Raw genomic sequence first — 23,809 nt, forward strand, 5'->3', positions numbered from 1 at the left:
CTCTCAACTCGACCCGGCCAGATCCGACAACAGCAGCGCCTGGGCCGAGCGACGCGTGCTGCGTGACGAGCGTCGGCGATAGCGTCCGTCCTCGAGCATGTCCCAGGACTGTGCATTGTCGCCGATGTAGGCGCGCAAACCCTCGCGCATCACCCGGCGCCTGAGGCGCGGGTCGAGCACCGGGAAAGCGATCTCGATACGCCGGAAGAAGTTGCGGTCCATCCAGTCGGCGCTCGACAGATACATCTTCTCCTCGCCATCGGCGTAGAAATAGAAGATCCGGTGGTGCTCCAGGAAGCGGCCGACGATGGATCGCACCCGGATATTCTCCGACAGTCCGACCACGCCCGGCTTGAGTGCGCACGGTCCGCGGATGATCAGATCGATGCTGACGCCGGCCCGTGAGGCCTCGTACAGCGCTTCGATGACCTCCGGTTCGAGCAGCGCGTTCATCTTGGCAATGATGCGGCTCTTGCGCCCGGCCGCAGCCGAGGCCGCCTCGGCCTTGATGCCCGCGACGACGTTCGGGTGCAGCGTGAACGGCGCCTGCCACAGGTGGCGCAGCGTCGTCGCGGTGCCGAGGCCGGTGAGTTGCTTGAAGACCTCGGCGACGTCCTCGCCGATCTCCTCGTTGCAGGTCAGAAGGCCGAAGTCGGTATAGAAGCGCGTGGTGCGGGGATGATAGTTGCCGGTGCCGAGATGGACGTAGCGGCGCAACTGGCCCTCCTCGCGCCTGACGAACATCAGCATCTTGGCATGGGTCTTGTACCCGAACACACCGTACACGACGTGGACGCCCACTTCTTCCAGACGGTTGGCCAGCGTGATGTTCGCTTCCTCGTCGAAGCGCGCCATCAGTTCGAGCACGACCGTGACCTCCTTGCCCTTCTGTGCGGCACGGGCGAGGTGCTCCATCAGCACCGAGTCGGTGCCGGTGCGATAAACGGTCATCTTGATCGCGAGCACCTGTGGATCGTCCGCGGCTGCGCGCAACAGCTGGATGACCGGATTGAAGCTCTGGAAAGGGTGGTGCAGCAGGATGTCCTGCTTGCGGATCGCGGCGAAGACGTCGCGTTTTTTCTCCAGCCCCTTGGGGACGCCGGGGAGGAAGGACGGATAGCTCAGGTCGGGTCGCGCGACCCAATCCGGGACCTGCATGAGTCGTACCAGATTCACGATCCCCGGGGTCCGGTAGAGGTCCCGCCTCGCGAGCATGAAGTGCTGCAGCAAGAAGGCCTCCATCTTCTCGGAGCAGGTGTCGGCGACCTCCAGACGAACCGCGTCACCGAAGTGCCTTTGCTGCAGTTCGCCCTTGAGCGACGTGCGCAGGTCCTTGACCTCCTCCTCGTCCACGAACAGGTCGGAATTGCGCGTCACCCGGAACTGGTAGCATCCGAGCACGGTCATGCCGGAAAAAAGTTCTGCCACATGGGCATGGAGCACCGACGACAGGAACACGAAGCTGTATTCGCGCTGACAGATGTCGCGCGGCAGCCGGATCACGCGCGGCAGCGCCCGCGGCGCCTGCACGATCGCGGCGCCGGAATCGCGTCCGAAGGCGTCTCGGCCTTCGAGCTCGATCGCGAAGTTCAGGCTCTTGTTCAGCACCCGCGGAAACGGGTGGGCCGGATCCAGACCGATGGGGGTCAGTACCGGGCTCACCTCGCGCTGGAAGTACTGGTGTATCCAGGCGGCCTGCGCCTCGGTCCATGCGCCGCGGCGCAGGAAGGCGATGCCTTCTGCCTCAAGCGCCGGCAGGATGTCATCGTTGAGCAATTCATACTGCTCGGCGATGATGGAGTGCACCTCCTTGCTGACGCGTTCCAGCAACTCGACCGGCGCCAGACCGTCGGAGCCCGCAATAAGACTGCCCAGGCGGATCTGCTCCTTGATACCGGAAACCCGGATCTCGAAGAATTCGTCCAGGTTGCTCGACACGATGCACAGGAAACGCAGGCGCTCCAGCAGCGGCACGTTCTTGTCGGCCGCCTGTGCAAGCACGCGTCGCTGGAAACCCAGCAGCGAGAGTTCCCGGTTGATGAAATGGTCGGTCGGATAGTCCTGTTGTTTTCGTTCTGTTCTCATCGGCTTCTCTCGGCGTCCGGGGTAACCGCGGATGCTGTATCAAATGTATTGCGATCTCATTAAAACATGCATACCGGCCTTGCCTTTCGCGACCAGGTGACGGTCCTGCACGATCTGGTGTCGTCGCAGCCTACGATTACCAGATTAACGAATCCCTAGCCGGGAGGCCACTGCTGATCGTGGGACGTCATCGGTATCCGCTGCCCGCTGCTGATTGCGTCGCCCAGCGTGCTGCCCCGGGGAAGATCGTTGGCGTGTCGAATGCTAGAATGCGGCTCACCTTGACCCGGCGTACGTCGCCACGCTCCCTCATGAAGCATGAACTGATCGCAGCGATCGATCTTGGTTCCAACAGCTTTCGTCTTCAGGTCGGACGCATCGTGAACGATCAGATCTATCCATTGGACGGCATCAAGGAGCCGGTACGCCTGGCGGCAGGATTGTCGGGGGATAAACTGCTAGACGTCGCGTCACAGCAGCGCGCCCTGGACGCGCTGCGGCGTTTCAACGAACGTATCCGGGGTTTCGCGCCCGACTCTGTGCGCGCGGTGGCGACAAACACGCTGCGGGTCGCGAAGAATGCGCCGGAGTTCCTGATTCAGGCGGAAGCTGCGCTCGGCGTGCCGATCGAGGTGATCGCCGGCCGTGAGGAGGCGCGCCTGATCTATGTCGGGGTCGCGCATTCACTGCCCGACCCGCATCGCCAGCAACTGGTGGTGGATATAGGTGGTGGCTCGACCGAGTTCATCATCGGCAAGAGCTTCGAGCCGATGGCGCTCGAATCGCTGTACATGGGCTGCGTGACCTACAGCCTGAGATATTTCCCGGATGGTCGTATCGACAAACAGGCGTTGAAGGGGGCCGAGCTTGCCGCACGGCGCGAGCTGCAGGGCATTGCGCATGCCTATCGCAGGCTCGGCTGGGAGGAGGCGGTGGGCTCGAGCGGCTCCGCCAAGGCGATCGTCGACCTGCTGGAGCAGAACGGTCTGTCCGATGGCGGCATCACCCGTGACGGACTTGAACGGCTCAGGATCATTCTGTTGCAGGCGGGTCGGCTGGACCGGCTCGCACTGGCCGGTCTCAAGGGTGACCGGCTGCCGGTGATGCTCGGTGGTTTTGCGATCATGTCGGCTGTCTTCAGGGAGTTCGAACTCGAGCGCATGGTCTTTTCCGAGGGCGCGTTGCGGCTTGGCGTGCTCTACGACCTGCTGGGCCGCTACCATCACCATGACTTGCGGGATGCGACGGTGTCTTCCTTCATGGCCCGCTATCAGATCGAGCGCGCACATGCCGCGGCCGTCGCCCGTACCGCCTGTCATCTGCTCGAGTGCGTCGAACCGGAGGCGGCCGTGTGCGACCATCCCGATCGTCTGTTCCTGAACTGGGCTGCGATGCTGCACGAGATCGGGGTCTCGGTCGCACATTCCAGCTATCATAAGCATAGTGCCTATATTCTGGCGAATGCGGACATGCCGGGGTTCTCGCGCATGGATCAGGCTCGACTCGCGCGCATCGTGCTCGCGCATCGCGGCAAGCTGGCCCGCGTCTCGACGATCGATGAGCACAGCCCGGACTGGATGCTGATCGCATGCCTGCGGCTCGCCTACATCCTGCACCGGGCTCGGGACGGACGGGGTATGCCGCCGATATCGATCGTCCACAAGAACAACGGTTTCGCGGTTCTGCTGCGTCAGGGCTGGCTCAAGAAGCTGCCGCTGACCGCCGCTGCGCTTGCGGAGGAGCAGCGCCAGTGGCAGTCGGTCGATCGCGACCTGGTCATCGAACTCAGCGAGGGGGCGACGAAGTGAATCGGCGCGTCGGACCGCATGGTGTCTGAGCAGGCGCCTTCGATCGGAGCAGACCGGGACAATGCCGCAACGGTGGTGCTGGCAGGGGACTGGACCATCCGCTCGCTCGAACCGGATCTCGAGAAGCTGCGTACCGCCCTGTCGCGGACGGGACCGACGACCCGTTGGCGACTCGACGGCATCAACCGTCTCGACAGCTTCGGAGCCATCATGCTGTGGCATGCATGGGGTCGTGCCTGGCCGGATCGGCTGAGTCTCGCTGAAGCGCACCGCAGCGTCATCGAGGACGTGGCGCGTGCGTCCGCCGTTTCGCTGCCCAGTCCGGCGCCCTACCGCCCGGGGGACATGGTCGCCGCGATCGGCGCCGGCATGATCGGACTGTTCAACCACTTTTTCGACCTTGTGCGGCTGGTCGGTCAGCTCTGGCTGGACGTGCTCTATTTGTTCAAGCATCCGGCCGACACACCCTTGAAGGAGATCTCGGCCAACCTGTTCAAGATGGGTGTGAAGGCGATGCCTGTAGCTGCGCTGGTGGGCTTCCTGATCGGCGTGGTGTTGTCCTATCTGTCGGCACTGCAGTTGCAGGCCTTCGGGGCGGACATCTTCATCGTGGATATCCTCGGGCTCGGCATCATCAGGGAGCTCGGACCGGTGCTGGTGTCGATTCTGGTGGCCGGACGCTCGGGTTCTGCAATGACTGCCCAGCTCGGCGTCATGCGTGTCACCGAAGAGATCGACGCACTGTCGGCGATGGGCATTTCGCGCACGCTGAGACTGGTCCTGCCCAAGGTGATCGCGCTGTCGATCGCGATGCCGCTGCTCGTGCTGTGGACCTCGGGCATGGCCCTGTTCGGCGGCATGCTGGCCGCGTGGGTACAGATGGATCTGTCGATGCTGTTCTTCATCGACGCGCTGCCGCGGGCGGTGCCCACCGCGAACCTCTACATCGGATTGACCAAGGGTCTGGTATTCGGCCTGCTGATCGCATTGATCGCGTGCCATTTCGGCCTGCGCGTACGTCCGAATACCGAGAGCCTGTCGGCCAACACCACCGCGGCGGTGGTCGTGTCGATCACGGTGGTCATCCTGGCCGACGCGGTGTTCGCGATAGCGACCCGATCGATCGGACTGCCGATATGAGCGGCGTGCCGATCATCGAGCTTGACGGCATCGTGACGCGCTTCGGACGCACGACCGTCCATGACGGCTTGAGCCTGACGGTGAATACCGGTGAGATGGTGTCCTTGATGGGCGGATCGGGCAGCGGCAAGACGACCCTGCTGCGCCACATCATCGGCCTGACCCGGCCGCAGGCAGGTTCGGTCATACTTTTTGGCGAACCGTTGTTTTCGGGCTCCATCCGGGAGCAGCGCGCTAGGCGGCGGCGCTTCGGCGTGCTGTTCCAGCAGGGGGCGCTGTTCTCCGCGCTGAACGTGGCCGAGAACATTGGTTTTCCGTTGCGCGAGCTGGGTGTCGCTCGCAAGGACGAAGTGATTGATATCGTCGCACAGAAGATGGCGATGGTCGAACTCGAACCCGAGCATGCGATATTGATGCCGGCCGAGCTGTCGGGCGGCATGATCAAGCGGGTCGCACTGGCGCGCGCCCTCGCGCTGGAACCGGAACTGCTGTTGCTCGACGAACCGACGGCCGGGCTCGATCCTGACCGTAGTGCTGCATTCGTCGAACTTATTCGCGCACTGCAGGCCAGACTGTCACTGACCGTGGTGCTGGTCACGCACGATGTGGATACGCTTGCGGCGCTGTCGACGAAAATTGCGGTCCTGGCCGATCGTACGATCGTCAGCTATGCGACACTCGAACAGACGATGACGGTCGATCATCCGTTCATTCAACGCTTTTTCGGCGGCAAACAGGGCCAACGCGCGCTCGCCGCCCATTCGGGAGATGTCAGCTGATGGAAAACCGCGCCCATGCGCTCGCTGCCGGTCTGTTCGCGCTGCTTCTGGGCGCAGCGGTCGTGTTCGCTTTATGGTGGTTTTCGGACACGCGCGAGGAGTTGCGAACCTATCACCTCGTCTCGACCGGAAGCGTCGGCGGACTCAATCCTCAGGCGGTGGTGCGCTTCCGCGGGATTTCGGCAGGCAAGGTCAACAGCATCCGCATCGATCCGGACGACCCGCGCACCATCGTCGTGTCGATCGGCATCAACGCGGATCTGCCGGTGACGCGCGGTACGCGGGCGAGCCTCGGCTATCAGGGCGTGACTGGACTGGCGTTCATTCAACTGGACGACCGTGGTCTGGATCCGACACCGCTGAGCGCGGTGGACGGCCGTCCGCCGCGGATCGCGCTGGAGGCCGGCCTGATCGACCAGTTGAGCGACACCGCGATGGACGCGATGCAGCGCTTCAGGGAACTGTCTGATCGGGTCGGGACATTCTTCGATGACGAGAACCTCGGGCGTTTCAGGGGCATGCTCGCGACGCTGGAGTCGGCTGCGCAGGGCGTTGACCGGACCTTCCAGGAGGCGCCCGAACTGCTGGCCGCGCTGCGGGACACGATGAGCCAGCTGATGAGCAAGCAGAATCTGGACAGATTGACCGCCATCCTTGCGAACCTGGAGGACGTCAGCCGCGAGACCAGACCGATGGCGAGCGAAATCCGGGCATTGCTGGTTCGCCTCGATGCGGTGCTCGGGAACGTCGACGATCTCGCTCAGGCGACCGGCGACACGGTCATGGACGTGACCCTGCCGCAGCTCAACAGCCTGCTGATCGAATTGACCGATACTTCCGCGCGGCTCGGACGCCTGATCGACGAGATCGATGCAACGCCGCAGATGTTGATCACCGGGCGCAGCGAACGCAGGCCGGGCCCTGGTGAGGCCGGTTTTCAGGTTCAGAGATGATGGAGTCGAGATTCGGCATGATGAAGTTTCGAACCGCTGTGGCGGCGCTGAGTACTTTGCTGCTCGCGGCATGCACCAGCCTGGTGACCGCACCCACGGCATTCATGGTCTACGATTTCGGGCCAGTGGCATCCGAACCACCGCTGGAGTCTCCGCTCGTTCCCGGCATCGTCGAGGTGCGTGCGCCGACCTGGCTGGCCAACAGTGCAATGCACTACCGACTCGATTATGTCGCACCCGCCAGTCGCGAGGTCTTTGCGGAGAGTCGCTGGGCCGGCCATCCATCCGAGATGTTGCAACGGTTGCTCACTGCCCGGCTCGGCGCGGGGCGATCCGGCAGTGGCGCCTGTCGTCTCCGGGTCGATCTGGACGAGTTCGTGCAGGCCTTCGCATCTTCCGGGCAGAGCCAGGCAGAAGTGCATGCGCGCGTCGCGTTGATTGCCCCGCGCGAGGAGACCGTGCTGGCGAGCCGGCGTATCGTCGTGACGGTGCCGGCGCCGACCCCGGACGCACGCGGGGGCGTCTTTGCACACCGCGACGGCAGCCGCCAGCTGGTGGCCGAGATCGCAACCTGGCTGGGCACGCTTGACGGTGCGACTGGGCAGGGCTTGAATCTCACCCAGCGCTGCGGGGGCTGAGGCCAGGGGCCTTCAGCCTGGCCATGCACGCAATCGATTCCGAGGAGCGAGAATGACGACGACGCCAGCATCACCCTACGACCAGGGGCTCGCCAAGAACGCGGCTAACTATGTGCCGCTGACACCCCTGACCTTCATCGAGCGCTCGGCGAGCATCTACCCGGACCGGGTCGCGGTGATTCACGGCGAGCGCAGATTCGCCTGGGGGGCGTGTTACGACCGCAGCCGGCGGCTGGCTTCGGCGCTGGTACGACTCGGTGTCGGGAAGAACGATACGGTCGCGGTGGTGCTGAACAACACGCCCGAGATGTTCGAATGTCATTTCGGGGTGCCTGGCAGCGGGGCCGTGCTCAATACGATCAATACCCGTCTCGATGCGGAGACGATCGCCTTCATCCTGAATCACGGCGAGGCGAAGGTGTTGCTCACGGACCGTGAGTATTCCCGCACCGTTGCACAGGCCTTGGAGCTGACCGGACGTTCCGACCTGATCGTCATAGACGTGGACGATCCCGAGTACACGGGTCCGGGCGAGCGCATCGGCAGCATGGAGTACGAAGCCCTGCTTGCGACCGGACAGCAGGATTTCGACTTCATCCAGCCAGAAGACGAATGGGACGCGATCTCGTTGAACTACACGTCCGGTACGACCGGCAATCCCAAGGGCGTGGTCTATCATCATCGCGGCGCCTATCTCAATGCGATGTCCAACATCGTGTCCTGGGGCATGCCACCGCAAGCGGTCTACCTGTGGACGCTGCCGATGTTCCACTGCAATGGCTGGTGCTTCCCATGGACCATGGCCGCCAATGCAGGGGTGAATGTATGCCTGCGCCGCGTCGAGCCGCGTCTGATATTCGAGCAGATCCGGGCGCACCGCGTGACGCATTATTGCGGCGCGCCGATCGTCCACTCCATGCTCGCGAACGCCCCCGAACAATGGCGCGAGGGCATCGACCACAAGGTCTCCGGCCTGGTCGCGGCCGCACCGCCGCCGGCGGCCGTCATCGAGGGCATGGCCCGGATCGGCTTCGACATCACGCATGTCTATGGTCTGACCGAGACCTATGGTCCGGCTGCCGTATGTGCCAAGCATGACGAATGGAACACCCTGACGCTGTCCGAACAGGTGGCCAAAAATGGTCGCCAGGGCGTGCGCTACCACGCCCAGGAAGGCCTCACGGTCATGGACGGCGACACGATGGAGTGCGTGCCGGCCGATGGCCAGACCATGGGTGAGATCATGTTCCGCGGCAACCTGGTCATGAAGGGCTATCTGAAGAACGAGAAAGCGACCGAGGAGGCGTTCCGGGGCGGCTGGTATCACACCGGCGACCTTGCGGTGATGCAGTCTGACGGTTACGTCAAGATCAAGGATCGTTCCAAGGACATCATCATTTCCGGCGGAGAGAATATCTCGTCGATCGAGGTGGAGGATGCGCTCTACAAGCACCCGGCCGTGATGGCCGCTGCAGTGGTCGCGACGCCGAACGAGAAATGGGGTGAGGTGCCGTGCGCCTTCGTCGAGTTGCGCGACGACGCGAGCGTGACCATGGACGAACTGATCGCACACTGCCGTCAGCATCTGGCCGGCTTCAAGGTGCCGAAAAAGGTGGTGTTCACCACTCTTCCGAAGACCTCCACCGGCAAGATCCAGAAGTTCGTGCTGCGCGAACAGGCACGTTCGGCCGCGGCAATAGATTGAATCCCGGGCACCGACGTGGAGGGCCGGCTGATCGACGCGCAGGCTCACCGGACGGACGCAGCGACCGCAAGGTGCAGTGAGGCCATGTGTGAACAGGGTCCGCACGACAGACAGATGGAGAACGACATGAGTGCAGTCTTGAACCAGGCAGATGAACCGATCCTGCTTCGAAGCGACGACGGTGGGGTAGCCCGGCTCACCTTGAACCGACCGGCGCAGTTTAACTCCCTCTCACGGGCCATGCTGGAAGCCCTTATCGCGGAGATCGACGTGATCGCCGCAGACCGTGGCGTCCGCGTGGTGGTGCTCGCCGGCGAGGGCAAGGCCTTCTGTGCAGGCCATGACCTGAAGGAAATGCGCAACAACCGCAACCTGCAGTTCCAGCAGGACCTGTTCCGCCTGTGTGGAAGGTTCATGACGAAGCTGACCGAAATGCCGCAGCCCGTGATCGCGCGGGTGCATGGCATCGCCACCGCTGCCGGATGCCAGCTGGTGTCGATGTGCGATCTTGCTGTGGCGGCCGACGTGGCCCGCTTCGCGGTATCGGGGATCAATGTCGGACTGTTCTGCGCCACCCCCAGCGTCGGCCTGTCCCGCAACATGGGTCGCAAGGAGGCCTTCGAGATGCTGGTCACTGGTGACTTCATCGACGCTACCGAAGCGCAGCGCCGTGGACTGGTGAATCGGGTCGTGCCGCTCGAACGGCTCGACGAAGAGGTCGGCCGGCTCGCTGCACAGATCTGTGCCAAGTCGCCGCTGGCGATCAAGATGGGCAAGCAGATGTTCTATCGCCAACTGGAGATGGGCATGGATGCCGCCTATCAGGTCGCGGCCGAGACGATGGCCTGCAACATGATGATCGACGACGCGGCCGAGGGCATCGACGCCTTCGTGGCCAAGCGCAAGCCGGAATGGACGGGACGCTGACGCGGTTATCGCGGTGCTGGTGGTCCCCGTCCCGCCGAACGTTCTGACGCACACGTAACGGATGTCCCGATCGGGGTCGCGCTGATGCTGGTCGATACACACATTCATCTCGATGCAGTCGAGTTCGATGCCGACCGTGACGCGCTGGTCACGGCGGCCCTGAAGGCGGGCGTCGGGCGGTTCATAGTCCCGGGCGTGGACCGTGCGAGCTTCGATCGAATCGAGTCGCTCGCGGTCCGGTACGGTTCCGTCAGATATGCACTGGGGATTCATCCGCTCTATGTCGGCGAAGCGGAAGCCGGTGATCTGGATCTGCTTGCCGAACGCCTGACCGACGGGCGCGCCATCGCGTTGGGGGAAATCGGACTCGATTTCTTCGTCACCGATATCGACCCGGACACGCAGGGTTTTTACTACGTCGAGCAGCTCAAACTCGCCCGGCGCTTCGGCCTGCCGGTCATCCTGCATGTGCGTCGGGCGATCGACGCGATCCTGAAGCAATTGCGCCGGCTGGAAGTGCCCGGCGGCATTGCACACGCGTTCAATGGCAGTCGTCAGCAGGCGGACATGTTCATCGCGATGGGTTTCAAGCTGGGTTTCGGTGGATCCATGACGTTCAGCGGTTCGACGCGCATCCGGCAGCTCGCGGCGGAACTGCCGCTGGAAGCGATCGTGCTGGAAACCGACGCGCCCGACATCCCGCCCGCATGGGCTGCCAACAGACGGAACGAGCCCGCCAACCTGCGTCGGTTCGCAATCGAACTGGCCGCGCTTCGCGGCATCAGCGAGCGAGAGGTGGAGGCGGTGACCTCACGCAACGCAGAGTCAGTGCTGGGCAAGCTTTAAACCGCCCCTGTCCTGAGTTCGATCCTCGTTCCTATTGCTCGAGGATTGGACGATCAGGTCGGAGATGTCACGCTTGAGCCGGGCAATATCCCCGTCGAAGCGGTCATACACCATCAAGGAGATGCCGAACACGTAGGCGTAGAGCAGCATGCATCGGCTGGACGCTTCGTCGAACGGTACGCCGCACGCAAGGAACAGGTCGCGGGCGCAACGCAGGCGGATGTCGTCAACCTCGGCCACGATCGCTGCGGCGTCGGGGTCGCGTCTGGCCCAGTCGCGCACCGCGAGTTCGATCAGCATCCCGCGCCGGTTGCGACCGGCGCTGTAGACGTCGATCACATGGTGGATGCGATCCAGTTCCTCGCCCGGGTGCTGGATTCGGGTCTGCTTGATGATGTCCCGGATCCGGCCATCCTTCCACACCGCCAGGACCGCCATCAGGAGATCCCTCCGGTCATGGAAGTGCCAGTAGAAACTCCCCTTGGTGACCTTCAGGCGCTTGGCCAGGACTTCGACACGAAGTCCGGCGACGCCTTCCTCGGCCATGACATCCATCGCGCCCTGTATCCAGGCGTCGCGGTCCAGTGGCACTCTGGGCTTGTTCAAGACGTTTTCCATACGGATGAGTATTGACGAAAGACGGGCCATACGCTACCGTACGCTCCCATACCGATAGGTATGGAACGCTTTTTTCCGCCCTCGGTCAAGGTGTCAATCCAGATCGGGCGATGCGATAATCGTCCGACAATCACAACCAACACGATTCCAATCAAAGGAGCGCGGCTTTGAAGATACTTGTACCTGTCAAACGCGTAGTCGATTACAACGTCAAGGTGCGCGTCAAGAGCGACGGCAGCGGCGTGGATATCGCCAATGTCAAGATGAGCATGAACCCGTTCGACGAGATCGCGGTCGAGGAAGCGGTCCGGCTCAGGGAGGCCGGTGTGGCCACCGAAGTGGTCGCGGTGTCCTGCGGCGTGACGCAGTGCCAGGAGACGCTGCGCGCGGCGATGGCGATCGGTGCAGACCGCGGCATCCTGGTCGAGACCGATGTCGAACTCCAGCCGCTGGCGGTGGCGAAACTGCTCAAGGCCTTGTGCGACAGGGAGCAGCCGCAGATCGTCGTGTGCGGCAAGCAGGCGATCGATGACGATGCAAATCAGACCGGGCAGATGCTGGCCGCGCTGATGGGCTGGCCGCAGGCCACGTTCGCGTCCAAGGTCGCGGTGTCCGACGGCAAGGTAGCGGTGACTCGCGAGATCGATGGCGGTCTGGAAACGCTCCAGATGAGCCTGCCGGCCGTGGTGACCACCGATCTGCGCCTGAACGAGCCGCGCTATGCGACGCTGCCCAACATCATGAAGGCGAAGAAGAAGCCGCTCGAGACGCTCAAGCCGGATGACCTGGGTGTGGACGTCGCGCCCCGGCTGGAGACCGTCCGCGTCGGCGAACCGCCCAAGCGCAGTGCGGGCGAACGCGTGCCCGATGTGGCGCAACTGGTCCAGAAACTCAAGAACGAAGCAAAGGTGATCTGAGATGACTACCCTCACATTTGCGGCTTACACCGCTGCATTGCCCCCCACGGGGGCGGACACCCTCCTTGAGACGGCCTGGCGGAGGGCGTCATGACCATTCTTGTTATTGCTGAACACGACAATCAGTCGATCAAGGCATCGACCCTGAACACGGTTACTGCGGCGGCCGCGCTCGGCGGCGACATCCATGTGCTGGTCGCCGGCAGCGGCTGTGCCTCGGTCGGTCAGGCCGCCGCGGCGATCGCCGGCGTGACCACGGTCAAGGTGGCGGATGCGGCGCACTACGAGCAACAGCTCGCCGAGAACGTGGCTGCGCTGGTCGCGGCAAATGCCGGTGGTTACAGCCATATCCTGGCGCCGGCGACATCCTACGGCAAGAACATGATGCCGCGCGTGGCCGCGTTGCTCGATGTCGCGCAGATCAGCGACATCGTAGGCGTCGAGTCCGGGGATACCTTCGTGCGTCCGATCTATGCCGGCAATGCGTTGGCGACCGTGAAGAGCGGAGATCCGGTCAAGGTCATCACGGTAAGAACCACCGGCTTCGAGGCGGCGGGCGAGGGCGGCTCGGCCGCAGTCGAGGCGCTCGAGGCCGGACCGGACCTGGGCCTGAGCCAGCTCGTCGGGCGCGAGCTGACCAAGTCGGAACGTCCCGAGCTGGCCGGAGCGAAGATCATCGTGTCGGGCGGTCGCGGTCTGGGTAGCGGCGATAACTACCACCAGCTCCTCGAGCCTCTGGCCGACAAGCTGGGTGCCGCGCTGGGCGCTTCGCGTGCCGCAGTCGACGCCGGCTATGTGCCGAACGACTACCAGGTCGGTCAGACCGGTAAGATCGTCGCGCCGCAACTCTATGTCGCGATCGGGATTTCCGGGGCGATCCAGCATCTGGCTGGAATGAAGGACTCCAAGGTGATCGTCGCGATCAACAAGGATCCGGAAGCGCCGATCTTCCAGGTCGCTGATTACGGCCTGGTCGCGGACCTGTTCGAGGCCGTGCCCGAGCTGACGTCGTCGGTCGGCTAGGAAGCCGGTTCACTGGGCTGGGGCGAAAGCCATGAATCTGCCCGCGACGCTGTTTCCGTCGAGCTGGTTATGGGTTTCGTTGCTGGTCGCGCTGGTCGCGTTGTATAGACAGGTGCGATCGGCTCCATGGGGGCGTCTGCGCCAGACGACGCAGCTCAACCTTCTGTTTGGTTTTGCGGTCGGGCTGGCCCTGATGTGGAGCATGAAGGCGGGCGTGATGCCCGGCCTGAATCTGCATCTACTCGGCGCGATGGCCGCGACACTCGCGCTCGGACCGCAACTGGCGATCGTCGCCCTGGCGCTTGCGTTGGCGGGCATCACGCTGAACGGTGCGATCGAGTGGTGGGCATGGCCGATCAACTTCGTCTTCATGGTGCTGGTGCCGGTCACGCTTGCCCATGGCTTCCGGCGGCTGGTGGAGCGTTGGTTGCCGGCGCATTTCTTCATTTTCGTCTTCATCATGGCCTTTCTGGGTTCGGCGGTCGTGATCATGTTGGGCGGACTGATCGTGTCGGTGGCGCTGGTGATGGCCGGAGCCTACCCGATGGCCTTTCTCGTCAGCGACTACTTGCCGTACTTCATCCTGCTGGGATTCTCGGAGGCCTGGATCGGCGGTGCGGTGACGACCATGATGGTGGTATTCAAGCCGGAATGGGTTGCCGCCTTCGATGATCGCAGGTATCTCCTCGGCAAATGAGCCCGTCCGTGCCTTTCGTAGATTCGATAAACAAATTGGAGCGAGTCAGATATGTCTAGTTATTCAGCACCGATCCGTGACATGCAGTTCGTGATGCGCGAACTGGCCGGGCTGGAAGATGTGCAGGGACTTCCGGGATGCGAGGAAGTCTCCACAGACCTGGTCGATGCCATTCTCGAGGAAGCCGACAAGTTTGCCAGCGGCGTGCTCACGCCCCTGAACTGGTCGGGCGACCAGGAGGGGGCGAAATGGGACCATGGTGCGGTTGCCACCGCGACCGGGTGGAAGGAAGCGTATCGACAGTTCTGCGAGGCCGGATGGCCGTCGCTTGCCGGGAAGCCCGAATTCGGGGGTCAGGGCCTGCCCAAGTTGCTGTCCACAGCGGTGATGGAGATGTGGAAGTCGGCCAACATGGCGTTCTCGTTGTGCCCGATGCTGACCACCGGTGCCATCGAATCGCTGCTGCTGCGCGGAAGCGACGAGCAGAAGGCCATGTATCTGCCCAAGATGATCAGCGGCGAGTGGACCGGAACGATGAACCTGACCGAACCTCAGGCCGGTTCCGATCTCGCCGCCGTCCGCACCCGTGCAGAGCCGCAGGGGGATGGCACCTACCGTCTGTTCGGCCAGAAGATCTTCATCACCTATGGCGAGCATGACCTCACCGACAACATCATCCATCTGGTACTGGCCCGGTTGCCCGATGCACCGGAGGGGGTGAAGGGGATCTCGCTGTTCGTCGTGCCCAAACTCATCGTCGAGGCCGACGGCACCCTGGGCGAGCGCAACGACGTGCATTGCGTATCGATCGAGCACAAGCTGGGCATCCACGCGAGCCCAACCTGCGTGCTGGCCTTCGGGGACAACGTGGGTGCGATCGGCACGCTGGTCGGCGAGCCGAACCGCGGACTCGAGTACATGTTCATCATGATGAACGAGGCCCGTTTTGCGGTCGGCATGGAAGGCCTGGCCCTGTCCGAGCGGGCCTATCAGCACGCACTGCTGTACGCCAAGGACCGCGTGCAGGGCACCGAGGCGGGTGTTCGCGGCGGGGCCAAGGTGTCGATCATCCATCATCCCGACGTGCGACGCATGCTGATGTCGATGAAGTCGCAAACCGAAGCGATGCGAGCACTTGCCTATGTCGTGGGCGCGGCGACCGACCTGGCACATCTTCATCCGGACGAGGACGTCCGGGCGCACAGGCAGGCCTTCGTCGATCTGATGATTCCGGTGGTCAAGGGCTGGTGCACAGAGAACTCGATCGAGGTGGCCTCGACCGGTATTCAGGTTCATGGCGGCATGGGCTACATCGAGGAGACCGGGGCGGCACAGCACCTGCGGGATGCGCGCATCACCACGATCTACGAGGGCACGACGGCGATCCAGGCCAACGATCTGCTCGGCCGCAAGATCGTGCGTGACGATGGCCGTACGATCAGGACCGTTCTGGCGGAGATGCAGGACGTCGTCACTGCGCTGCGGGCTCCACAGGACGGCGCGCTCGAGGCGATCGCGAGATCGCTCGAAGCCGGTGTGGCGGCGGTCGAATCCGCGGTCGCATACATACTCGAAACCTATCCGAGCGACATCAAGGCAGCGTCGGTGGGGTCGGTTCCATTCCTGAAGCTGCTCGGCATCGTCGCTGGTGGATGGCAGATGGCACGCGCGGCACTGGCGGCCCAGCGGCGGATGGTCGAAGGTACGTCAGACGCTGACTTCTACCACTCCAAGATCGTGACCGCTCGCTTCTTTGCCGATCATGTGATGTCGCAGGCACCGGGACTCGCCTATACGGTGGTTAATGGTGCGGCCGGCGCGCTCGAACTGGACCAAGAGGCCTTCTGACCCAGGACAGCCGAGTGCACGAGACCAGGCCCCTCGGATTCGTTCGGTCCGAGGGGCCTTTCAGCGTGCGCGCTCAGTCGGCAGCAGCGCGGCTCATTTCACTTCTGCGCTGCTACGCAATTCCATCAGATGGCGCTCGACGTTCTGCTGCTGGATGCGCTGACTGAGCTGGGGCTTGACCTCGTCCAGCGGCGGCGGCTGCACGTCGCGCACGTCGTCGAGCCGGATCACGTGGTAGCCGAAATCGCTCTTGACCGGGGTCGCAGTGTATTGCCCTTTCTCGAGGGCTACCATCGCTTCGGAAAAAGGTTGAACGAACATGCCAGGGTTGCTCCAGCCGAGCTCGCCGCCCCGATCCTTGGAACCCGGATCGATCGATTCCTTTGCCACCACCTCGAATGCTTCACCCTCGCGCAGGCGCGCGATGACCGCCTTGGCCTGATTCTCGGTTTCTACCAGCACATGGCGGGGCAGGTATTCCTTGCCGCCCATGCGCGCCTTGATCTGATCGTAGTCGCGCTGGATCTCAGCATCACTGACCGGATTATTCTTCACGTAGTCCTGCAGATACGCGCGAATCAGCACCGCCTGGCGCGCGAGATCCATCTGCGCCTGAACCTCGCTGCGCTTGTCGATACTGGCCTTGGTCGCCGCCTGCGACAGGATCTCACGACGGATCAACTCTTCACGCACCGCATCGCGCAGTTGCGGACTGTCCTCCGCACCCTGCGTGCGTTGCTCGTCCATCATCACGGTCGCACGGTTAGCAGGAATCGGTGTGCCGTTGACTACGGCGACCGGATCGGCCGCGAACACTGAACAGGACAGCAGACCAGCGATCAGTGTCAGCGTGAGCTTGCTTGGAAAACGTCTCATCAAACTTCCTTTTACTTGAGTGGGATACGAGCTTCTTCGGGGGTCAACGTGTTGAGCGGGAGCGCATGAATCGCGCCGCTCATCAGGTCGGCGACGGCATCGTACACAAGCCGATGCCGGGCCACACGCCCGAGTCCGACGAAACGGTCAGACACGATGGTCAGCCGGTAATGGCCGCCACCGCTGCGCGCACCAGCATGGCCGGCGTGCAGCGCACTTTCGTCCTGGATGTCGATCGAGAGCGGTTCGAGCGCGCCGAGGCGGGTCGTGATTTCGTCAATGATGTTCAAGGCAGAACCTTTTTGTATGGATGAACGTGAGTCTGTGCGAAGACGCCTTGCTGAACGTAGGGATCTTCGGCCAGCCAGGCTTCCGCGTCCGCCTGACTGGCGAACTCGGCGATCACTAGGCTTCCGAAGAACCCGGCCGGGCCGGGATCCGGCGAGTCGATCGCCGGCATCGGACCGGCGGCGAGGAGGCGACCTTCATCCCGCAAGGCTTCCAGTCTCGCCACATGGGCGGGGCGGGCGGCCATGCGGGCATCGAGGGTGCCGGGAGCATCTTCACCGATGAGCGCGTAGAACATGAGCTGACTTCCTTTCGACATGAAAGTGGGTGCGAGTTCCGCCAGATGTTGGAAACATCTCACGAACCGGAATCTGCGATTCTATCTTGCCTGCGCCGATCGCTTCCATCGGGAATCCGGAGTATCGCGCGAAGCCCGCCGCCTTCGCGGACCAGCAGATCGAGACTGCCCCCATGCGACGCCATGATCCGGTCCACGATGGCCAGGCCGAGCCCTGCGCCCTTGGTATCCGAGCGCGCACTCTCGAGGCGGGTGAAGGGGTGACGCAGACGGGTCACCTCCTGCTTCGGGATGCCCGGTCCACGATCGGCCACCTCGATGCAAACCTCGGCCGACGAGCGGGACAACACTACGTCGATCAGACCTTCCGCCCCACCGTAGCGCAGACTGTTGTCGATCAGGTTCGCAATCGCACGTCGGAGCGACAGGGGCCTGACTCCGATTACGACAGCCGTCTTCGGCAAGCTCAGTTCGATCCGGGAGCCTCGCAGTCGATACGGTTCGCTCAGATCCCTCAGCATGTCGCCCAGATCGACCGACCTGAACGGCTCCTTGGTTTCGCCACGTCCGTAATCCAGAAACTGCCCGATGATGCGGTCCATCTCTTCGATGTCGCTGACCATGGGCAGGATGTCCTGCTCGGCTGCGCCAGACAGCTCCACTCCGAGCCGCAGACGGGCGAGCGGCGTGCGCAGGTCGTGGGAGACTCCGGCCAGGATCAGCGCCCGGTCCGCATCGGTGCGAGCCAGATCGCCGGCCATCTGGTTGAACGCGTGAGCCACCGTGGAGATCTCGATGGGCCCGGTCTCCGGCAGCATCGGCGGCGTCCGTCCCCGGCCGACCAGACGCGCCGAACGGGCGAGGTTGCGCAGGGGCTTGTTGATGCGTGACACGATCAGAAACGCGCCGAGCAGCGCTACGATCAGCGCACCGACGCCCCAGATCAGCCAGTCCAGCGTGCGGGGCTCGAAGATGCGCTCGGACGGAAGCATGACCCAGAAGTCTTCCGAGTCCTCGGGATCGAGCTTGAAGCTTACCCAGAAGCCCTCCAGCGTCTTCCACCGCGAGGCGAGCAGCGTGTCCGATCCGAGTTGCCGCCGGATCTCGTGGGCCAGCAGTTGCATTGGCCGCGTATCCGGCAGCGGTACCAGCTCGTCCGACGGCTCGGATGGATAGATGCGGATGCCTTCCAGGGCTGCCAGATCGATCAGCAACTCGGTCCGCCGCGTGACCTCGGCGTTGATCAATGCAGTGCGGGTCAGGTTCACGACGCTGACGACCATCTGGGCAAGATCCTTGGCGCGCGCGGGCTCCTGGAAATAGCGGAATATCTGCGACCAGACGGCCAACGCCAGGATCAGCACCAGCCCCATCAACAGAAAGGTTTGCCACATCAGCGTGCGTGGCAGCAGGGACAGTGACGGACGATCCTTCCGGGCCGCGTCGGGTGCAGGCCGGCCGGGCGTTGTCGTGCCCAGGTCAGACGTCTCGTTCGTCACTATCGCTCTTGGCACTGTCTTCCGGAACGAATACGTAGCCGAAGCCCCAGACGGTCTGGATGAAGCGCGGTTTGGACGGATCGTCCTCGACGAGTTTGCGCAGTCGACTGACCTGAACATCGATGGCGCGATCGAAAACTCCGTATTCGCGGCCGCGTGCAAGCTCCATCAGCTTGTCGCGCGACAGGGGCTGACGGGGATGCTGAAGGAGAACCTTCAGCAAGGAGAATTCGCCCGTGGTCAAGGCGATGTCCTCGCCATCCCGCGTCAGCGCCCGGGTGCCGAGGTTGACGCTGACACGGCCGAAACTGACCACTTCATCCTCGATGGTCGGCGCACCGGGCAGCGTGGTTGGATGACGTCGCATCACAGCATGAATGCGCGCGACCAGTTCGCGCGGATTGAAAGGCTTGGGGAGGTAATCGTCCGCGCCCATCTCCAGGCCGATGATGCGGTCGACCTCGTCTCCCTTGGCGGTCAGCATCACGATCGGAACAACGTTTTCGCTCGCGCGCAGGCGACGGCAGATCGCGAGACCGTCTTCACCCGGGAGCATCAGATCGAGCACGATCAGGTCGAAGTGCTCGCGATGCAGCGCTCGATCCATCGCCTGGCCGTCGCCGACAGACTTGATCGAGAACCCCTGTTCCATCAGGTAACGGGACAGCAGTTCCCTCAGGCGGGCGTCATCGTCGACCAGCAGCACCTTGTATCGCACTTTTGCGTTCATATGTCACATCCTATCGGGCGGTTCGTTGGCATCCTAGTGCGCAAACCGGAACCGCTCGCACAGATACGGGTAACGCTTCGTAAGGAAGCCAAGCATAGCAATATCTCCTTACAAACCAATGCATACGCTTGCAATTCGGTCGTCATTGCATTCTGATTTGCCTGTATTTTCGATCCATGGAAAAGTCAGTGGAAAAAAGATCCGTGATGTTGTCCGCTTCTGTCCGTCAGCTGGCGCCGCATGCCTGCACACCCGAACGGTGCGGGCACGACCTGCAGGGCCTGCGGTGGTTGAATCCATTGTCCGCCATTCTCGTCGGGGCGGGGCTTTGCGTGTCGTTGTCAGCCTCTGCAAGCGAACCTGAGCAAAAGGGTCCGGATCCGGAGACGACATCGACCGGCGAGATCATCATCGATGTGCAGAGCGATCCGCGTTACGAGTTCAGGCGGGCGCTGTTGGCCGGCGGTGACTATCCGGCTGTCGGCGAGAAGCGCAAACGTCTGTCCCAGGAAGAGCGTGATCTGTTGAACCGCGAGTTGCGTGAGGCGATTTCCGGAATCTACGACCGCGGCGATGCCCGCGGTCTCGGCCGATCGGTCGATTAGCGGAGCCGGAGGACCGGTCGGCAAGCGGTTCACCGGCCAGCATGCGCAGGCGTTAAAATGCCGTCGCTATGAAGATCCTCGGGTTCGAAACTTCCTGCGAGCATGCGACGGTCGCCCTCGCGATCGATGGCGAGATCATCCAGCGCACGCTGGAAGGTCATGTAAATCACTCGGAGAAATTATTGCCGTCGGTGCAGGCCGTGCTCGCCGAAGCGGGCATTGTGCTGGGCGACCTGGATGGGGTTGCTTTCGGCGCCGGACCGGGGGCGTTCACCGGTCTGAGGCTTTCGTGCGGGGTGGCGCAGGGTCTGGCGATGGGGGCAGGCCTGGGGGTCGCCCCGATCAGCAGCCTCGAGGTGCTGAGCCAACGGGGTGAAGGCGTCTGGATCGCCGTCGCTACCGACGCCCGCATGGGCGAGGTCTACGGTGCGTTCTATCGGATGATCGACGGTTATCCCCTAGCGCTGGGCGAACCCGTGTGTGTGCCGCCGCAGCAATTGACCCTTCCGGACCGGACGCTCTGGTATGGCGTCGGTTCGGCCTTCCGGGTTCATGCGGCGACATTCGCTGCGTCGCTGGGCCAGCGGCTCGTCGCATTCGATGCAGATGCCGTGCCGACCGCAGCGGGCGTGTTGCGTCTGGCTGCCGTGAGGATCGCGGAGGGTTCGCTGCTCGCTCCGGAGCTGACGGCACCGATCTACGTGCGGAACAAGGTTGCCCTGACCACGGCCGAGCGCCGGGCACGCGGGGGGCGCGCTTGAATTCGGAGCACGGGCGGCGTTTCGACATCCGGCCGATGACCGAAGCCGACCTGGCATGGGTCGTCGAGCATGAGCGGCAGCTTCATGCGTTTCCGTGGACCCGGGGCAACTTCGCGGACTCGCTCAGCGCCGGATACACTGCCCGAATCATCAGCATCGATCAACAACGGGCCGGGTATGCGGTGATGCTGCTGGTGGTCGATGAGGTACATCTGCTCAACATCAGCATCACCCGCTCCATGCAGGGCCAGGGCGTCGGATCCGTGTTTGTGGACCGGCTGATGCACGAGGCGAGAGCGGCCGGGGCGACCCAGTGCTTTCTCGAGGTTCGGCCGACCAATGAAGCGGCCCTTTCGGTCTATCGTCGCCTGGGGTTCGTGTCGATCGGCCGTCGCAAAGGGTATTACCCCGCACTTCAGGGGGGACGTGAGGACGCGATCGTGATGAGAATGGACCTGTGAGCACCTATCGCGAGGCGATCCTGCGCGAGATGGGACTGGCTCCGCTTTGGCGGCTCCGTAGGCGCGAAGCGACCGAGCGCGCCACCGACCCGACAGAGGCCGGCGTGGCTGTGGCTGCACCGGCAACAGCCCCCATCCGCGCGGGTGTGAGCGCGCCCGAAGCTCCTTTTTTGACAAAAGAGGAGGGCGGTTCGGGCGTTGTACCTGCGAGCCGGACTGTTCGGGCGGTGAGCGCGTCGCCGGCGGAACCGGCACGGACGAGTGTCCCCGTCCAGGGGCAGGACGATCGCGCGCGCATCGAGATCCTTGATTGGGACGCGCTCGAAGAAGACATGCGTCACTGCAACGCTTGCGGTTTGTGTGCGCAGCGAAGACAGGTCGTGCCCGGCGTAGGCGACCGCAATGCCGACTGGATGTTCGTGGGGGAGGGGCCAGGCGCCGAGGAGGACCGGCTTGGCGAGCCCTTCGTCGGCCAGGCGGGCAAGCTGCTCGACGCGATGTTGCTTGCGATCGGGCTGGAGCGCGGCAAGGGCGTATACATCGCGAACGCGGTCAAATGCCGTCCGCCGATGAATCGCACACCGGAGTCGGCCGAAATCGCCGCCTGTCGCCCTTACCTGGAAAGGCAGATCGCGCTGGTCCGTCCTCGCATTCTGATCGCGCTGGGTCGACCTGCGGCGCAGGCTTTGCTGCACACGGAACTGCGAATCAATGCGGCACGCGGGCAAGCTTTCGAGTTTGGTGGAATACCGGTGGTGGTGACCTACCATCCGGCCTATCTTCTGCGCAACCCGTCCGACAAGGCGAAGGCCTGGGAAGACCTGTGCTTCGCATGCGAACTCATCGCACGAGAGACCGGCGACCGGGCGCGCCAGTGATCCATGGAGCGTGGCCAGTGCTCCTTCAGTGCCGATGGTCCTCGAGCAAGGCCTCGGCATCGTGCCTGCGCTGGTTGTACGCATGGCGAAACTTCACAAGCGACATCGTTCCGGCCACCAGCAGTCCGAACATCACGATCACGGCATTGATCGACACCCCGGACATGATCATCAGCGCATAGGTGCCGGTCATGACCAGGATCGACAGGTTCTCGTTGAAGTTCTGGACGGCGATCGAATGACCAGCGCCCATCAGGATGTGACCGCGGTGCTGCAGCAGGGCATTCATCGGGACCACGAAGAAGCCGGCCAGCGCGCCGATCGCGATCATCATGATCACCGCCGTCGGGACGGTGGTCACCCGCGTCATCAGCAGCACCACCAGGCCCATCACGATCCCGAGCGGGACCACCCTCACCGAATGGCGCAGGCTGACCATTCGCGCGGCCAGGATGGATCCGGCCACGATACCGATCGCGACCACGCCCTGCAGCATCGATGCTTCCGTGAGGTTGAAGCCGAGATTGTGTTCGGCCCATTTGATCACGATGAACTGCAGCGTCGCACCGGCCCCCCAGAACAGCGTCGTCACCGCCAGTGAAATCTGTCCCAGCTTGTCTCGCCACAGCAACTTCAGACAATGGGTGAAATCATGCAGCAGGTACAGCGGGTTGTTCTTCAGCGGCTTGTGATCGACACCGGTATCCGGAACATAGAAGTTCAGCAATGCTGCCACGAGGTAGGACAGTCCCACGAGCGCGATGGCCGCCTGAAATCCGGTGCTCGTCAGCGGCGAACCGGCCGACTGCAGCCAGCTTTGCACGCCGGGATGGATCAGGATGCCACCCAGCACCGTTCCGAGGATGATCGCGGACACCGTCAGTCCCTCGATCCAGCCGTTGGCGACGACCAGCAGTCGATGCGGCAGATACTCGGTCAGGATGCCGTACTTGGCCGGGGAATAGGCGGCCGCGCCCAGTCCGATCACTGCATAGGCGAACAATGGATGCGTGCCGAGGAACAACATCAGACACCCCCCGATCTTGATCGTGTTGCTGACCAGCATGACCCGCCATTTCGGCATCGAGTCGGCAAACGCGCCGACGAATGCGGCCAGCAGCACATAGGAAAGGGTGAAGAACAGCTTCAGCAGGGGTTCGTACTGGTCCGGGGCGGCCATGTCCCGGAGCAGGGCGATCGCGATGATGAGCAGCGCATTGTCGGCCAACGCAGAAAAAAACTGCGCCGCCATGATGATGTAGAAGCCGAGCGGCATCGTGTCGGAATGCGCCGTCCTGTGGTCGGATGCCGGTTTATATCATGAAGCGCGTAGCTTTATTGCGTCACATCGGGCATTTCCATTCGATCGGTTCACCGATCCGGCCAAGTCGATGCGCAATCTCCGGAAAATGTGCTTAAATCGATGGCA

Annotated in this window: 24 protein-coding genes; 16 read left to right on the forward strand and 8 right to left on the reverse strand. The window is 63.2% G+C overall.

The genetic code is table 11. The features are described 5' to 3' along the window. Positions 1-3: 3 nt before the first annotated feature. Complete coding sequence (gene ppk1, locus ACKVEX_RS09290) at positions 4-2,085, reverse strand: polyphosphate kinase 1 (RefSeq protein WP_473215436.1); 2,082 nt, start codon at positions 2,083-2,085, stop codon at positions 4-6. A gap of 311 nt (positions 2,086-2,396) precedes the next feature. Here ppk1 and ppx point away from each other — a divergent pair, with 311 nt between their 5' ends. The 8 genes from ppx to ACKVEX_RS09330 all read left to right on the forward strand — a co-directional run bounded on the left by ppx (position 2,397) and on the right by ACKVEX_RS09330 (position 10,881). After that, entirely contained in the window at positions 2,397-3,893 is a 1,497-nt protein-coding gene (gene ppx, locus ACKVEX_RS09295) for an exopolyphosphatase (protein WP_473215437.1), read from the forward strand. Positions 3,894-3,911: 18 nt separating this feature from the next. Beyond that, the gene (locus ACKVEX_RS09300) at positions 3,912-5,033 is read left to right on the forward strand and encodes an MlaE family ABC transporter permease (protein ID WP_473215438.1); all 1,122 of its coding nucleotides are present in this window, start codon (positions 3,912-3,914) and stop codon (positions 5,031-5,033) included. Next, the gene (locus ACKVEX_RS09305) at positions 5,030-5,812 is read left to right on the forward strand and encodes an ABC transporter ATP-binding protein (RefSeq protein ID WP_473215439.1); all 783 of its coding nucleotides are present in this window, start codon (positions 5,030-5,032) and stop codon (positions 5,810-5,812) included. The genes ACKVEX_RS09300 and ACKVEX_RS09305 overlap by 4 nt, the downstream gene beginning before the upstream one ends. Then, complete coding sequence (locus ACKVEX_RS09310) at positions 5,812-6,765, forward strand: MlaD family protein (RefSeq protein WP_473215440.1); 954 nt, start codon at positions 5,812-5,814, stop codon at positions 6,763-6,765. The genes ACKVEX_RS09305 and ACKVEX_RS09310 overlap by 1 nt, the downstream gene beginning before the upstream one ends. 17 nt (positions 6,766-6,782) lie before the next feature. Further along, positions 6,783-7,403, forward strand: coding sequence for an ABC-type transport auxiliary lipoprotein family protein (locus ACKVEX_RS09315; protein ID WP_473215441.1), 621 nt, complete (start codon positions 6,783-6,785; stop codon positions 7,401-7,403). Positions 7,404-7,455: 52 nt separating this feature from the next. After that, the gene (locus ACKVEX_RS09320; RefSeq protein WP_473215442.1) at positions 7,456-9,108 is read left to right on the forward strand and encodes an acyl-CoA synthetase; all 1,653 of its coding nucleotides are present in this window, start codon (positions 7,456-7,458) and stop codon (positions 9,106-9,108) included. Between the two features lie 126 nt (positions 9,109-9,234). Then, complete coding sequence (locus ACKVEX_RS09325; RefSeq protein ID WP_473215443.1) at positions 9,235-10,035, forward strand: enoyl-CoA hydratase; 801 nt, start codon at positions 9,235-9,237, stop codon at positions 10,033-10,035. A gap of 84 nt (positions 10,036-10,119) precedes the next feature. Continuing rightward, positions 10,120-10,881 carry a TatD family hydrolase gene (locus ACKVEX_RS09330; RefSeq protein WP_473215444.1) on the forward strand — a complete coding sequence of 254 codons (762 nt, stop codon included), beginning with the start codon at positions 10,120-10,122 and terminating at the stop codon, positions 10,879-10,881. Here the strand turns inward: ACKVEX_RS09330 and ACKVEX_RS09335 are convergent. Beyond that, the gene (locus ACKVEX_RS09335; RefSeq protein WP_473215445.1) at positions 10,861-11,499 is read right to left on the reverse strand and encodes a TetR/AcrR family transcriptional regulator; all 639 of its coding nucleotides are present in this window, start codon (positions 11,497-11,499) and stop codon (positions 10,861-10,863) included. The two genes, ACKVEX_RS09330 and ACKVEX_RS09335, sit on opposite strands and share 21 nt — an antisense overlap. Before the next feature lie 167 nt (positions 11,500-11,666). Here ACKVEX_RS09335 and ACKVEX_RS09340 point away from each other — a divergent pair, with 167 nt between their 5' ends. The 4 genes from ACKVEX_RS09340 to ACKVEX_RS09355 all read left to right on the forward strand — a co-directional run bounded on the left by ACKVEX_RS09340 (position 11,667) and on the right by ACKVEX_RS09355 (position 15,984). After that, positions 11,667-12,416: an electron transfer flavoprotein subunit beta/FixA family protein gene (locus tag ACKVEX_RS09340; RefSeq protein ID WP_473215446.1), complete on the forward strand. Its 750-nt coding sequence runs from the start codon at positions 11,667-11,669 to the stop codon at positions 12,414-12,416. A gap of 90 nt (positions 12,417-12,506) precedes the next feature. Next, positions 12,507-13,439: an electron transfer flavoprotein subunit alpha/FixB family protein gene (locus ACKVEX_RS09345; RefSeq protein WP_473215447.1), complete on the forward strand. Its 933-nt coding sequence runs from the start codon at positions 12,507-12,509 to the stop codon at positions 13,437-13,439. Between the two features lie 31 nt (positions 13,440-13,470). Next, positions 13,471-14,136, forward strand: coding sequence for an energy-coupling factor ABC transporter permease (locus ACKVEX_RS09350; protein ID WP_473215448.1), 666 nt, complete (start codon positions 13,471-13,473; stop codon positions 14,134-14,136). A 51-nt stretch (positions 14,137-14,187) separates the two neighbouring features. Further along, positions 14,188-15,984 carry an acyl-CoA dehydrogenase gene (locus ACKVEX_RS09355; protein ID WP_473215449.1) on the forward strand — a complete coding sequence of 599 codons (1,797 nt, stop codon included), beginning with the start codon at positions 14,188-14,190 and terminating at the stop codon, positions 15,982-15,984. A 93-nt stretch (positions 15,985-16,077) separates the two neighbouring features. Here ACKVEX_RS09355 and ACKVEX_RS09360 read toward each other — a convergent pair whose 3' ends face one another. From ACKVEX_RS09360 to ompR, 5 genes are all read right to left on the reverse strand, one after another. Next, on the reverse strand, positions 16,078-16,860 hold the full coding sequence (locus tag ACKVEX_RS09360; RefSeq protein ID WP_473215450.1) for a peptidylprolyl isomerase: 783 nt from the start codon (positions 16,858-16,860) through the stop codon (positions 16,078-16,080). Positions 16,861-16,871: 11 nt separating this feature from the next. Next, positions 16,872-17,150 (reverse strand): BolA family protein, encoded by a 279-nt coding sequence (locus ACKVEX_RS09365; RefSeq protein WP_473215451.1) that lies wholly within the window; start codon positions 17,148-17,150, stop codon positions 16,872-16,874. Further along, the gene (locus tag ACKVEX_RS09370; RefSeq protein ID WP_473215452.1) at positions 17,147-17,446 is read right to left on the reverse strand and encodes a YciI family protein; all 300 of its coding nucleotides are present in this window, start codon (positions 17,444-17,446) and stop codon (positions 17,147-17,149) included. Before ACKVEX_RS09370 ends, ACKVEX_RS09365 begins: the two co-directional genes overlap by 4 nt. 59 nt (positions 17,447-17,505) lie before the next feature. Beyond that, positions 17,506-18,840 (reverse strand): ATP-binding protein, encoded by a 1,335-nt coding sequence (locus tag ACKVEX_RS09375; protein ID WP_473215453.1) that lies wholly within the window; start codon positions 18,838-18,840, stop codon positions 17,506-17,508. A gap of 85 nt (positions 18,841-18,925) precedes the next feature. Then, positions 18,926-19,675 carry an osmolarity response regulator transcription factor OmpR gene (gene ompR, locus ACKVEX_RS09380; protein ID WP_473215454.1) on the reverse strand — a complete coding sequence of 250 codons (750 nt, stop codon included), beginning with the start codon at positions 19,673-19,675 and terminating at the stop codon, positions 18,926-18,928. Positions 19,676-19,863: 188 nt separating this feature from the next. On the opposite strand from ompR, the gene ACKVEX_RS09385 reads away from it, so the two are divergent. The 4 genes from ACKVEX_RS09385 to ACKVEX_RS09400 all read left to right on the forward strand — a co-directional run bounded on the left by ACKVEX_RS09385 (position 19,864) and on the right by ACKVEX_RS09400 (position 22,380). Further along, positions 19,864-20,280 carry a hypothetical protein gene (locus ACKVEX_RS09385; protein ID WP_473215455.1) on the forward strand — a complete coding sequence of 139 codons (417 nt, stop codon included), beginning with the start codon at positions 19,864-19,866 and terminating at the stop codon, positions 20,278-20,280. A gap of 68 nt (positions 20,281-20,348) precedes the next feature. After that, positions 20,349-21,041, forward strand: coding sequence for a tRNA (adenosine(37)-N6)-threonylcarbamoyltransferase complex dimerization subunit type 1 TsaB (tsaB, locus tag ACKVEX_RS09390; protein WP_473215456.1), 693 nt, complete (start codon positions 20,349-20,351; stop codon positions 21,039-21,041). Between the two features lie 35 nt (positions 21,042-21,076). After that, positions 21,077-21,502, forward strand: coding sequence for a ribosomal protein S18-alanine N-acetyltransferase (gene rimI / locus ACKVEX_RS09395; protein WP_473215457.1), 426 nt, complete (start codon positions 21,077-21,079; stop codon positions 21,500-21,502). Between the two features lie 29 nt (positions 21,503-21,531). Next, entirely contained in the window at positions 21,532-22,380 is an 849-nt protein-coding gene (locus tag ACKVEX_RS09400) for a uracil-DNA glycosylase (RefSeq protein WP_473215551.1), read from the forward strand. A gap of 25 nt (positions 22,381-22,405) precedes the next feature. Here ACKVEX_RS09400 and lplT read toward each other — a convergent pair whose 3' ends face one another. Next, positions 22,406-23,656: a lysophospholipid transporter LplT gene (gene lplT, locus ACKVEX_RS09405; protein WP_473215458.1), complete on the reverse strand. Its 1,251-nt coding sequence runs from the start codon at positions 23,654-23,656 to the stop codon at positions 22,406-22,408. Positions 23,657-23,809 lie beyond the last annotated feature (153 nt).

Source organism: Denitraticella aggregata (assembly GCF_048158365.1).
GTDB lineage: Bacteria > Pseudomonadota > Gammaproteobacteria > Burkholderiales > Rhodocyclaceae > Azoarcus_F.